Genomic DNA, 12081 nt, shown 5'->3' with positions numbered 1-12081 from the left:
GACGATTCTGAATGGATCGTCTCCTTCATATGTATAAAAGTACCTCTCTTATTCTAGCAAATGTTTATTTACAAGTTTAGACAAATATCTTACAAATCATATCAATCCGGAAAGGAAAGTTCAAATGAAGAGTAGATCCCTCGCTTTTTTCACCTTGTTCTTTGCTTTATTTTTGTTCGTTCTCGTCAAACCTGCAAAAGCTGATCATGGTCATTCTCTACTATTCGCGGCACATAACGATACGATCCTTTTTGATTTGAATCCCGCTCCCCGGGCAGTGAACGGTGTTTCTTACGTGCCGGTCCGATCGTTCAGTAAACACTTTGGCTTCAAGGTGGACTGGATGGCCTCAACAAGTGTGGTCAGGCTTACCAAAGGTACTCAAGTTATCACGTTAAACACGAAAACAAAGCAATTGATTCGAGGAAGCTCTTCTGTTCCTTTTTCCTACATGAATATCAATAATAGTTTACTTGTACCCTATCGTCAGATAAGTGAAGCGTTTGGTTACAACGTTTCTTTTTCTACTAAAGGTCCGATCGCGCGTGTTTCTGATGGGGGCGTCCGACTGACATTTGATCAGCTTTACGAAAAAAATAAAGTCCAGATAGAAGCTTATCGAAAAGCTCATACTCCGCCACCGCCTAAATCTTCTATACCATCACCTGCAAAACGAGCATTCTTAACGTTTGACGATGGGCCGAACAAACACACAGCGGGGATTCTGGATTACTTAAAAACAAACAACTTGAAAGCAACGTTCTTTGTTCTGAAACCAAACGCTGATCTTAACCCCGCTTTAATTAAACGAATGTTTAACGAGGGGCACACGATTGCCTGCCACGGGGTGACCCATGATATGAATAAATTCTATCAATCATCTTCTGCCGCAGTTAGAGAGATGAGGTCCTGTTTTGATTCCGTTAAAAAAATAACAGGTGGAGCCCCTTCAAATGTGATCCGAACACCATACGGCAGCAAGCCCTATATGACAGACTCTTTTCGAACGGCGATGAATGCAGCAGGTTATAAAATGTGGGACTGGAACGTGGACAGCATGGACTGGAGCTATAACATGGCAACAAAAACAAGCCCATATACAAATGAACAGATTAACACAGTGATTAAGTCAGGCGCTGCTCCTCTTGTTCTGCTCCACGATCGTGCGGACACAGTTGCTATCTTGAAAGCGGTCGCTCCTCATTTAAAAAGTAAAGGATACACATCAGTCCCGATTACTTCGTCCATTCAGCCCTATAACTTTTGGAATAAATATGTGTTGAAATAATAAAAGGCTGAACTCCTTATTAGAGTTCAGCCTTACATGCCTACTTACGATAAGATCCTTGGAAGATATAATAAAGGGAAAAACGATATTGATTTAGATTTTTATTGTTTTCTACCCCTAACAGGATGATTGGCTGTTCTTCATTAAATTTCGGTTGCCAAGTGGCATTTAATCCTTCATAATAACCTTCTTCCGTTTCCCACGTTGAATCCGTTTCTGACGCCTTACCATGAAGTGCTTCTAATTCTTGCATTAACTCCTGATATTTTTGAGTCGCTTCTTCTTTTGTCATGTTTTCAGAAGCATAATGATATTCGATCGTTTGCAGAGAACGTTCTTTTGGCCAGAACCCATACCCTGTACGTCCGTCTGAACCTAGGACATTTTCACCATCGTATACTAGATACGGATAGGACTCTTCCCCAAGTTTTCCTTTTTCAAGGGAACGAACCGTTGTGTCGCTCATGCCAAGTGAGATGTCTCCAATGGTTTTGATAGGCTTGAACGGTAACTTTTCAAAAAAACCGCTCGTCGCGATATCTGCATGATTCTTGGAGAAATAAGAACTCCAGTCTTTTGCCCCAACCGATCTTTCAAAAAATTCAACCGAATCATCCCCATCGCGTTCTGTGGACAATCCGATCAATTCTCCAGCATAGTTAAAGAGGGGCGTACTGAAAAACAGGTTAGTGAATCTAGTATTGGTATAGAATTTGTTTACAATAAAATTCGAAAAATCTTCAATTTCGATTTCTACTGCTTCTTTTGAAGAAAGAGAGATCGCTTTATCTCCTGCCTTGAATTCATTTGAAATACGAACCGGCTGAACATTTACCGGAGTAGAAAGCTTTAAAAGTGCGAGATTTTTATCTTTATCTAATTCCACTACGCCTTCTACGGTAACCTCTTTTCCGTTGCTCATCTCAATAACCGCACCTTCTCCTTGGTGAACGGCAGTTTCGGTGGTCAGTACAAGACTTGGGCTCACAAACACACCCGCTCCACGATATACATAACGCTGACCGTGTTTGATTTTATGGATCGTTACGACTTTTTCTTTATTTTTCTGCACAAGTTCTGCAAATTCTGAACTCGAAATAAGGACACGCTGTGTTTTTGAATCGTATACTACTTTTGCACCTAGTGCTTCTCCAACGAAACGAAGAGGTACCATCGTGCGATTATTCATCGCAAGTGCAGCAACATCAAGCGTCTTTTTCTCACCGTTTATGTATGCCGTTTTGGACCCAACCTTTAATTTAACAGTCGTCTCTTCATCTTTTATCGTAACCGTTTGATCAGTGGAACGATATTGGACAGAAGCTCCTAAGTTTTCTGAAATTCCCCGAATTGGCACTAAAGTGCGGTAATCCTTAACGACAGGAGGCTGGTCGTACATTTGTTTAATGCCATTCACATATACGGGAATCGTCGTGGCAGCACTCGCTTCAAGTCCTGTTAAAGATGTTATACTTAACGAAAGACCTAAACCAAGACTCAAAGCTTTCATTCTACTTTTCATTTATTTATCCCCTTTTCTCTTTTAGAAAATTATACCATTCAAAATGATCGATAGATTAATAGTTTTCCAAAACATTTACAAAACACAACTGGAGGTCATATGCACTGCACCTCATCTTGAGGAAAGACAGAGGTTGTTTGACTGTCATCGGCAGGATCTTTGCAGTCAGTACATCTCCATATATATTTTGGCTTTAACTCTTTATTTTGTAAGATAGATAGCTTATTTGTCTCTTCACGCAGACGATTAGAAGTTGCTGTTAAATGATCTACGTCTTTTCTCAATCCTTCTAAAAGCTCGAATAAACGATTAAAATCAACTAGTAACTCTTTCAATACTTGCTTCACTCCTGTTCTCATAGAAAAACCCGCAACTTAGGTGTTACGGGTACCGCAATTCTTAAAGCTCCAAATCTAAAAACCTTGTTTGATAGAATGTAGACGTGTAGACTTTCCATACTCCATCTCGCTTGATCAGGTAGTAAACGCCTGAGCGATCTTCTATAAAATCAAATGGTGCCCTTTTGGGATCTGCATAGGTATAGGTGTAATCGATAATTAGATTCTTAACCGATACCTTTACCAATCTGGAAGAAATATTTGTCGCTTCCGTTACAGGTTCTGAAACAATCTTACCTCTGATGGAATCGCCGTCTTCAAACGTTAATTCATTGGTAAAAGCCTCAGCTAATCCTGCTTCATGTGCAAATCCAAATCGTGCAGTATCATTGATTTCATATAATCGATCTATATCCATCGTGTTGGCAGCATCAAGTGTACCTGATTCGCTGTTTAGAACTGCATCCATCAGAGCATGTGCATCCGGAAGGTTAACCTCTTCAAGCCATAACGCACGTTTAAGCATAGCCGTCGCTTCTGCACGATTCGCAATTTTGTCAGGGGAAACCGTCGTTTCACTCGTTCCTCTTACGACATCTACTCCGTTAACCATACGCAGGTGATTATAAGCCCAGTGACCAGGCTTTAAATCGTTAAAGTTTCTTGGTGTCCCGGCATCAAAAGAAATGGTAGATTCAAATGCTCGGGCCACGATTGCAGCGATTTCGGCACGTGTTATCTTCATGTCAGGCTTGAATGCCGTATTGGATTTCCCTGAAACAATACCTAAAGCACTTGCTGTGTTAATATCGTTTTTTGCCCAGTGTTTTTGAGTGTCTGAAAAAGCCATTCCTTGTTGATTGGTTTTCAGCTCAAGAGCACGAACGATCAGGACCGTGAACTCTGCCCGAGTAATGCTTTTATCCGGCTGTAAAAAAAGCAGGTCATTCGCGTCACGAATCCCTTTGATGATGTTGGCTTGGAGCATGTTCTCCATATCATTCTGTGCCCAATGACCATCAATATCTTCTGCATAATACTTTCCGATGGGATCAATCATATTATCTTCTGCAAAAGCAGATTGTTTAAACGGTGCCATTAACAATGCTGCAGCTAGAGCACCGCTTATCATTTTTTTCATTTATTCGCATCCTCTGTTTTCATAAATTGTTATTACAGGAAAATTTTATATATTTATTGATGCGTTGTCGTGCATCTAATTTACTATTTAATAAAAAAGATCAAAAGAAATAGCTTTGAATATACTCATAGCTCTCCTTCTTCTCCCTTTAAAGGTTTCTTGTCAATAAAAAGCAAAAAACCGCACCCTCTCAGGCCCGGTTTTTCAATTATTTATCCTTGTTCATAAACTTTTCTAAAAGATTACTAAAGATCACTTTATCCGAGATGTTAAGTTCTTTCTTCGCCTGGTCATAGGCTGGTTTACAGAGATTAATGTCTGTTATTTCACCAGTCTTTCCGTCAAAACACGTTCCTTTATTAAAGAATCCATCTACGGATGATTTATAGGTGTAATCTCCATTTGTAAATGAGAGATCACGCTGAACGACAAGCTGGTTCTTCTCTTCAAACAAATTGCCCCCCATCATGTAACGATCATCGAAAGGAACACCAAGGGCATGAAGAATGGTCGGTGAAAGGTCTAGCTGTCCGCCTGTTCTTTCATACACGCCTTTCCCTTCATCATTAGGCAAATGCATCACAAGTGGCACTTCATGGAACGTTTTTTCAATATTATAAGGAGTGAACGCTTCCCCTGCGATTTTCATCATCGCTTCGTTATTATCAACACCATAGTCATGATCTCCATATAAAAGCAGCACGGTTTCATCCCACAGGTTTTCTTTCTTCAACCGCTCAACAAGCATACCTACTGCTTCATCCACATAATGTACGGAATGCAAATAGTCCCCAACGATTGAACCTTCGTATTCTCCTACATTCAACGTACGGTATTTAGACTGGATGTTATATGGATGGTGACTCGATAAGGCGACCATAAATCCGTAGAATGGTTGTTTCATCTTTAGAAGTTCGTCGACAGATTGCTGCATGAACGGCTTGTCTCCGAGTGTCCACCCAGCAATCTCTCCCTCTTTAAAATTCCCTTCACCGAAGAAATGGTCAAAACCATAGTTATCGTACACGACATAACGGTTCCAGAAGCTCTTTTTGTATGCGTGGAACGCCGCTGTTTCATAGCCGTTTTGCTTTAAAATGCCTGGCAGCGAATCATACGTATTGCTTGGATAGCGAACATAGACCGAGCCTGAATATAGCGGATGTAGAGAAGCGTTTGCTAAGAATTCCGCATCAGATGTACGTCCTTGTCCTGTTTGAAGCGAGAAGTTCGGGAAGTACATGCTGTCGTTGATGAGTTTATTAATATTCGGCGTGATTTCTTTGCCGTTAATTTTTTGGTTGATCACAAAGTTTTGGAAAGCTTCTAACTGGATCATGATGACGTTCTTATCTTTCGCCACACCATAGAACGGCGTTTCTTTGCTCATCTCTTTTTGGTGTTCGTTGAACCAGCTTTTGATCTCTTTCGATTCTTCTGCCGAGATCTTTTGCTGCTGGAAGAACGTTTCATTCACATAGCGATAGATGTCAAAGCCGTGGAAACCGAGAAGGCCGGTTTGGCTATAGAGCGCCAAGTTGTACCAGTTACTCGAAAAAAGAGCGGAGCCGTACTTTTTCGTATATTCGTTGATCGGACTCGTCACGAAAAGATAACCGATCACAAATGCAGCAAGACCGAGTGCCGCGCGGGTTATGAGACGCGCTTTCAGTTTCCCGTTTCCGCGTTTGGTTAGGAGGATAACGAGCGGAATGAGCACGATTAAGTCTAAGATAAAAACAATATCTTTAGCCTGAAACAAATCTAGTATACTACCAGAAATCGCACCGACTTGGTTTGCTTGTGATAGCACAGTCATAGATAAGAGGTCGTTAAAATAACGGTAATAGATAAGGTCTCCTACAATTAAAAGGGTGAGGACTGCATTAAGAATGAGCAAACTGATCCAGCGTTTGCTTTGTTTTAAAAAGAGTGTCCAGAAGGAAATGAGCAAGAGTGCACCAACGCTGATCAACGTTAACCCAGCATAGAACCCGATTATCGTTCCTTCATTAAATAGTTTGTTCAAGCTCTCTTTTATGTAGCCGACAAGGCCGGATTGTGCAAAAACAGTATCAGAAAAAGCACCAAATAAATAGAGTTTAAGAAAAACAGCGAGCAGAAAGGCACCATAGAAAAAATAGTCCCAACCCCACCGCTTGAAACCTCGTAGAATCATTTACTGTATCCCCTTTCAGTAACTCTCTCATTTTACAGTTTTATAAAAAAAAGGGCAAACATCCCTGATGGGAGTTTACCCTTTATTGAGCGTTCTCTATCTATGAACGAACATGGAAAATTAATTAATTTTCATCTTTAACGAATATGGAGTTAAAGAGGCATTACCGAACACATCGGTTACTTTAATGAAGTATTTTCCTGCTTTCACGTTGTAGTTCAGCACTTCCGCATCTCCTACTGCATACGTATCAGAAGTGGCTACCAACTTGCCTTTGCTGTCATACAGGCTGATCACTCCATCGATTTGATCGTTATCGAATGTGATCTGGCCGGTGTGAGGAGCCATAAAGCTGAATGAATACCAGTCCGAATCCTAGTATATCAAATCATCAAACTATTTTACATTTTTTTTACAAAAGTATATTACTATCGTTTTAATAGAAAACAAATGAGATAAAAAACATTGGCTAACAAAAAGGACTTTTTTACCGATAAAAAAGATATAGTTTTTACCCGTTTCACTAGTTATCGGTATGCCGCGGTTAAGACTTAAATGGTACAACTGAAGAAATTCAGTGTCACAAAGCTATAGGGGCTAAGGTCTCGCACTACGCCAGCCAGCTGCCATTACCATTACACTGTAGGAGGAATTGGTATGAAAAAATCATTGGCAAAATGGGTTACCGCAACTACTTTAACATTTACAGCTGTTGCTGCAGCGGGAACAACAGGATTTGCTGCTAAGAAAGAACAGCAACAGGATACAAATATTGTGACTGTTGTCTATCAAGGACATAAACTGTCTTTAGAAGGAGCAAGATTGGTTAGAGAAAACCTGATCCTTCCTGTAGAAGCCATTGCAGATGCAAACGGTGGAAATGTAAAGTACGACAAAAAGAGTATTACCGCAACACGTGGAGATATCTCATACACGATGAAACTTCACCCGCGCTTCTTCCAGTTCGATAATGACGGCGTGCTTTTTGCCATCATCCCAGCAAAAATTTATTCTGGAAAAGCCATCAATTCGTTAAAGCAAATCGAACGCACACTTGGCGTTACACTTGAATTTAGCGAAGAAGAAAATACGCTGTACATCAACTAGTCATCAGGGTAAAGCTATGTACAAAAAAAGCCTTCGCTACTTAAGCGAGGGCTTTTTAAATAATTTAATCCAGCGTTGGCTGAAACTCTTCAAACTGATAGTGTACTAATTTAGAAGTGTTCCATCTTTTCTCCATGAAGTTCAGTTTCTTTTTTACATAATCAAAATGTGCTTTTCCTTAATACCCATCCCCAAGGTAAAGCTCGCATTCGTTATTACCTAAGTACAGGACCTTCAAGATGTGACCGTTCAAATGGCAGAGGTACAAACTGTTCCCTATGCGTATCACCGTTCACACCTCTTCTTTCAAGGAATGTTTCCAAGCTTCATAAGCAAGAAACGCACGTACTTCTTCTTTATCGATTCCCATATCTTTTGCTTGTGTAACAAGCTCAACCCACTCAGGATCAAGCAGCTCGATTTGAACATTTAACAGTTGCTCCACAGGGACCTCCAACGCTTTTGCCAATTTTTGAATCATATGCGCAGACGGGTTGGTTTTATGACTTTCGATGCTGCTTAGGTAGCCTTTTGATATTTTTGCGATCATGGCTAATTTAGTAATGCTTAACCCCTTTTTTAAACGTATTCTTTTTATTTGCTCTCCAATATTCTGCAATATCACCAGCTTCCTTTACTTTTTCAGGAGAATCCTAAGCTTGATATTTACCTTTATTTTTACTACGTTGGTAAAATAATGTTGCTGTTCCAAACAAAACTAAAAAGAAACCGCCCAAAAGATAGTTATACATATTTGTTGCCGTTTCGGGTAATATCTGATCTTCAACCGGCGGGGAATTTAAATCCCCTTTATCGATAGGGCGTTCAGGGAGAATGGTCTCATCTCCATCAGGATTAGCTGGATCTTTTGGATTTTCTGGATCACTCGGATTTTCTGAGTCTCTTGGATCTTCTTCGTCGCTGGGATCTTCTGAGTTTCCCGGACCTTCCGGATCACCTGGATCTTCCGGATCTCCTGGATCTTCTGGGTAATACTCTTCAATAATAAATTTAAATTCTACCTCAAATGTTAAACCTTGAAATTCATTGCCTAGTTCATAGGGAAATTTCACTTCAAACATAAGATCTTCCTGATTTTTAGAATTTAAATATCTTGAAGACATTCCATTGAAATCTTTTAATTTTCCATTATATAAAATACCATTTGTATCCCATACTTTAAGTAAAAACTCATTATATAACTCTTTCGATCCGCCTTTAAATCTTGATTGAGTATTATATTTAAAATCTTTTGTTCCTCTGTTTTGTATAGTAAGTTTTCTCGTTGCCCAATCACCTGGTTTCATATTTGTGAGATTAAATAAAAAACTATTTGGATTTGTATTAATGTTAAGGGGAGTATTTGTTTGCGCTTGAACTACAGTTGATTGAAATAAAACAAAAATAAAATATGTGAGAAGTATTTTTAATAGTTGCATGCTTTAACCTCTCAATTAACAAATTATATTAAGAAAAGGTGGGATACCCACCTTTTCTTACAAAATATATATTTAATTTTTATTAGCTGGTTCTACTACTTCATTATCTTTATGTTTCCGAAGATCCTCACCATTTCTATTTTGAATAGACCTTGGATTAGGATAGGTTAATCCGTCAGCCGAACCTTGAACTCCATTGTTTATTTCTCCATTACCATGAGAGCTATCTAATTCCATTCCATCCCATTGAGTTGCTTCTAGGTTAAAGTAAAAATTAGCAGAATTACCTTGGAATTTATTTTGCACAAATTCTCCGTACTTATCGGCAGTTCCTCCAACTCTTGTTTTATCATCTTTAAATTTAATAACAAACATTACACTATCACTATCACTTGGTGTAACCGGTATACCTCTCTTAGCTTCTTGATCTGCAATTAATGGTGCTAAATTGATTCTTGTATCTGTAGAATCTTGTGCTAAATAGGCTGGTTTAATTTTACCAGAATAATTATTATTTACTAGATCGGCTAATGTAAGAGATGTGCTTCCTTGAAGAAGGCTTTTTCTTGGCTCGAATTTACCTTCGGTATTTTCTGAATCGACACTAAAAACATTAATTTCAAATTGTGAAAGAAATTCATCCATGTTTTTATTGGACCCTACTCCTTTCTTAAATCCTGCTGCTGTTGTATTTAGTAATACTTCTTTTATTGCGAGTGTTCCTTTATTATTTAACGTAAATACTCTTTTAACTTCATCCCCAGGCTTCATATTACCAAGATCAAAGTTTGCTGCTTTGTTTACTTTTCCAACTTCCAAGTCTAACGTTCCAGCGGCAAAATGATTGTTTATCGTTGCTGTATCGTTGAATGCTGCCCAAGTTCCCCCACCTACTAATGTTAAACCAAGTGCTGCTGTTGCTACTCCCATACCTAACTGTTTTTTAATACTCATTCTTTTTCCCCTCTTCTCCCTCAATTACGAGGTATGTAATTTTATATTGAACCCTATTTAGGGAATCAACCAATGTTAAGCTGTTTTTTCGACACCTGAATTTTTATTAACTCTATCCAGCTCTTTCAAAGCTCTCAAAATAGAAATTGCAGAGTAAATTAGTAATAGTACACCTGGAATAATCAGTAGCATTGCAGTACCTTTATTGGACTTAGCAAAATCTATAAAATAGCCTAGATAAGGAACAGTAATATCGGAATATTTCGCAACCACATTCTGAGCTAAGACTGGCTGACCATCGACATCTTTATTGTTATCACCTTTTGTCTGGTACATTGTCTGTTCTCCATTTTTTATTACCTCTATAATTCTATGAGTTACCATGGTTTGGTCTTGTTGAAGAAATGTGACTATATCTGATTTTTTTAGGTTACTAGTATCTTTTAATGGCTTAACTGCAATAATTGAACCTGTTTTAAAGGTAGGTTCCATGGATCCTGATAGTACTGTCTTAAGCTGATAGCCAAATATTTTAGGTTCACCGCCAGAAGATTTGGTAGAGATCACCACAAAAATCATACCTAGCAATGTTATGGCTAAAACTACGGTTAATAATCCGTTTAAAATCTTTAGTGTTAATTTCATAAAAACCACCTTTTTTATCTATTATTGTGTTTGTTCACTTTCTTCAGGAAGTTCTGACGCATTTACAGGTTCATTATTTTGCTCATCTGCTTTTTCATTTTGATCTGGATTAGGAGACAACTCAGGTTCTATAACAGAGTCCCTTTTATCTTCTGTATCTTCCGTGGACTCTTTTTGATTGTCTTTCTTGCCATGAGGAGGTTGTTTCGGATTCTTTTTATTTGGATGATCGTCTATACATTCATTTGGAAGGCAATCCTTTTTGTCACCATTACCTTTCCCCGGATTATCTGGATCACCATACTCTCCGTCATCACCATTCTCTGGCCCGTTACCTATTCCGGAGTTGTCCTTTTTCTTACATATGTTTTTATTTTTTTTCTTAAATTCGCTATCACTACAAAAATCTGCTGAAGCTGCTATAGGCATCACGATTTGCTCTGTATCATTAAATCTTAAATAAGTAGTAGAGTTTGGTATTAATAAAACTGAAATCATTATTAAATAAAGCAGCCACAAGTTTGTAATTATCAAGAACCTCTTTTTAGATTTTCTCGAAAATTTTCTGTGTTTGTTTTTTCGGCTGGGGTAAAAATCCATTGATTTTTTCACTCCCTTTAGATTTCATATTCAAAACACTTTTGTTCTTTATTAAGAACTTATAAACTGAGTATACTCCATAATACCTATAAAAAAATCGTTAAATTACCCCTTATGTTCTATAAAAAGAACTAAATCCTTTTATTTCCATTCGTTTTCTCCGTATTCCTTACTATTTTGTTTTTTTATAAAAAAATATTTGTTCTTTATAATGTACTTACATGTTAGAAAATTAGGAACAAAAACCTAATTAGTTGGGGTGGTTTATGATTCGATTTCTTTGCTGGGTTTTTATAATGAGTGGATTATTGTTGTTTTTTTATGGGGGGGTTCTGCACGTTATAACTATAGAAGAACAAAAGAAGAGTTTTATTAAAGCTCAAGAAGTTATAGGTTTTCCTAAACAATTAAATAATGATGCAAACAATTTCAATCCTAAAAAAGGCGAAGTGATAGGAATGTTATCAATACCATCATTAAATGCAGATCTATCTATTATTGAAGGAACAGATCCTGATGATCTTGAAAAAGGTGTTGGACATTTTTCCAACTCATCATTCCCCAATCAAAACAATCAAATTCTCTTATCAGGACACCGAGACACTGTATTTAGAGATTTAGGTAAAGTGAAAAAAAATGAAGAATTAATTATAAAACTTCCAACTGGAGAATATACTTATGAAATTTTTGACTTTAAAATAGTAGATGCAAACAATCAAACCATTATTCAATCAACCTATCCTGAAGAAATATTAGTTTTGACTACTTGTTATCCCTTTTCATATGTAGGAAACGCCCCAGATAGGTATGTGATTTATGCAAAAAGAAAATAAGGATAATACCTACAGAAAAGGAAGTTGAAATGGAT

At 38.0% G+C, this 12081-nt stretch carries 12 protein-coding genes, 1 pseudogene and 1 riboswitch; of the genes and pseudogenes, 3 read left to right on the top strand and 10 right to left on the bottom strand.

What is annotated here, in order from left to right:
- Nucleotides 1-124: 124 nt before the first annotated feature.
- Entirely contained in the window at nucleotides 125-1288 is a 1164-nt protein-coding gene (locus M3206_RS08930) for a polysaccharide deacetylase family protein (protein WP_251312175.1), read from the top strand.
- A gap of 40 nt (nucleotides 1289-1328) precedes the next feature.
- Here the strand turns inward: M3206_RS08930 and M3206_RS08925 are convergent, their stop codons facing one another.
- The 5 genes and pseudogenes from M3206_RS08925 to M3206_RS08905 all read right to left on the bottom strand — a co-directional run.
- Entirely contained in the window at nucleotides 1329-2810 is a 1482-nt protein-coding gene (locus tag M3206_RS08925; protein ID WP_251312174.1) for a stalk domain-containing protein, read from the bottom strand.
- Between the two features lie 95 nt (nucleotides 2811-2905).
- The gene (locus M3206_RS08920; protein WP_251312173.1) at nucleotides 2906-3145 is read right to left on the bottom strand and encodes a hypothetical protein; all 240 of its coding nucleotides are present in this window, start codon (nucleotides 3143-3145) and stop codon (nucleotides 2906-2908) included.
- A 64-nt stretch (nucleotides 3146-3209) separates the two neighbouring features.
- A complete protein-coding gene (locus M3206_RS08915) occupies nucleotides 3210-4289 on the bottom strand; it encodes an S-layer homology domain-containing protein (protein WP_251312172.1) in 1080 nt (359 codons plus the stop codon).
- Between the two features lie 208 nt (nucleotides 4290-4497).
- Nucleotides 4498-6468, bottom strand: a complete 1971-nt coding sequence (locus tag M3206_RS08910) for an LTA synthase family protein (RefSeq protein ID WP_251312171.1) — start codon at nucleotides 6466-6468, stop codon at nucleotides 4498-4500.
- Nucleotides 6469-6588: 120 nt separating this feature from the next.
- Nucleotides 6589-6831 (bottom strand): annotated as a pseudogene (locus tag M3206_RS08905) (pre-peptidase C-terminal domain-containing protein); the annotation flags it as partial.
- Between the two features lie 184 nt (nucleotides 6832-7015).
- Nucleotides 7016-7099: riboswitch (cyclic di-GMP riboswitch) on the top strand.
- 26 nt (nucleotides 7100-7125) lie between these two features.
- On the opposite strand from M3206_RS08905, the gene M3206_RS08900 reads away from it, so the two are divergent.
- Nucleotides 7126-7575 carry a stalk domain-containing protein gene (locus M3206_RS08900; protein ID WP_251312169.1) on the top strand — a complete coding sequence of 150 codons (450 nt, stop codon included), beginning with the start codon at nucleotides 7126-7128 and terminating at the stop codon, nucleotides 7573-7575.
- Nucleotides 7576-7867: 292 nt separating this feature from the next.
- Here M3206_RS08900 and M3206_RS08895 read toward each other — a convergent pair whose 3' ends face one another.
- The 5 genes from M3206_RS08895 to M3206_RS08875 form a co-directional block, all read right to left on the bottom strand.
- Entirely contained in the window at nucleotides 7868-8194 is a 327-nt protein-coding gene (locus tag M3206_RS08895; protein ID WP_251312168.1) for a helix-turn-helix domain-containing protein, read from the bottom strand.
- A gap of 34 nt (nucleotides 8195-8228) precedes the next feature.
- Entirely contained in the window at nucleotides 8229-9014 is a 786-nt protein-coding gene (locus tag M3206_RS08890) for an LPXTG cell wall anchor domain-containing protein (protein ID WP_251312167.1), read from the bottom strand.
- A 72-nt stretch (nucleotides 9015-9086) separates the two neighbouring features.
- Complete coding sequence (locus M3206_RS08885; RefSeq protein ID WP_251312166.1) at nucleotides 9087-9968, bottom strand: TasA family protein; 882 nt, start codon at nucleotides 9966-9968, stop codon at nucleotides 9087-9089.
- A 75-nt stretch (nucleotides 9969-10043) separates the two neighbouring features.
- The gene (gene sipW, locus M3206_RS08880) at nucleotides 10044-10613 is read right to left on the bottom strand and encodes a signal peptidase I SipW (protein WP_251312165.1); all 570 of its coding nucleotides are present in this window, start codon (nucleotides 10611-10613) and stop codon (nucleotides 10044-10046) included.
- Between the two features lie 21 nt (nucleotides 10614-10634).
- Nucleotides 10635-11213: a hypothetical protein gene (locus tag M3206_RS08875; RefSeq protein WP_251312164.1), complete on the bottom strand. Its 579-nt coding sequence runs from the start codon at nucleotides 11211-11213 to the stop codon at nucleotides 10635-10637.
- A gap of 296 nt (nucleotides 11214-11509) precedes the next feature.
- Between M3206_RS08875 and M3206_RS08870 the strand changes: the two genes are divergently transcribed.
- On the top strand, nucleotides 11510-12046 hold the full coding sequence (locus M3206_RS08870; RefSeq protein WP_251312163.1) for a class D sortase: 537 nt from the start codon (nucleotides 11510-11512) through the stop codon (nucleotides 12044-12046).
- Nucleotides 12047-12081: the final 35 nt, after the last annotated feature.

Source organism: Fictibacillus phosphorivorans (assembly GCF_023715845.1).
In the GTDB taxonomy this organism is placed as follows: Bacteria; Bacillota; Bacilli; order Bacillales; family Fictibacillaceae; genus Fictibacillus; species Fictibacillus phosphorivorans_D.
This window is presented reverse-complemented; position numbering and strand designations above follow the sequence as displayed.

Bases quoted from the DNA above. Each gene is read 5' to 3' on its own strand.
- M3206_RS08930 (WP_251312175.1), top strand. From the start codon at position 125: ATGAAGAGTAGATCCCTCGCTTTTTTCACCTTGTTCTTTGCTTTATTT.
- M3206_RS08925 (WP_251312174.1), bottom strand. From the start codon at position 2,810: ATGAAAAGTAGAATGAAAGCTTTGAGTCTTGGTTTAGGTCTTTCGTTA.
- M3206_RS08915 (WP_251312172.1), bottom strand. From the start codon at position 4,289: ATGAAAAAAATGATAAGCGGTGCTCTAGCTGCAGCATTGTTAATGGCA.
- M3206_RS08910 (WP_251312171.1), bottom strand. From the start codon at position 6,468: ATGATTCTACGAGGTTTCAAGCGGTGGGGTTGGGACTATTTTTTCTAT.
- M3206_RS08900 (WP_251312169.1), top strand. From the start codon at position 7,126: ATGAAAAAATCATTGGCAAAATGGGTTACCGCAACTACTTTAACATTT.
- M3206_RS08890 (WP_251312167.1), bottom strand. From the start codon at position 9,014: ATGCAACTATTAAAAATACTTCTCACATATTTTATTTTTGTTTTATTT.
- M3206_RS08885 (WP_251312166.1), bottom strand. From the start codon at position 9,968: ATGAGTATTAAAAAACAGTTAGGTATGGGAGTAGCAACAGCAGCACTT.
- sipW (WP_251312165.1), bottom strand. From the start codon at position 10,613: ATGAAATTAACACTAAAGATTTTAAACGGATTATTAACCGTAGTTTTA.
- M3206_RS08875 (WP_251312164.1), bottom strand. From the start codon at position 11,213: ATGGATTTTTACCCCAGCCGAAAAAACAAACACAGAAAATTTTCGAGA.
- M3206_RS08870 (WP_251312163.1), top strand. From the start codon at position 11,510: ATGAGTGGATTATTGTTGTTTTTTTATGGGGGGGTTCTGCACGTTATA.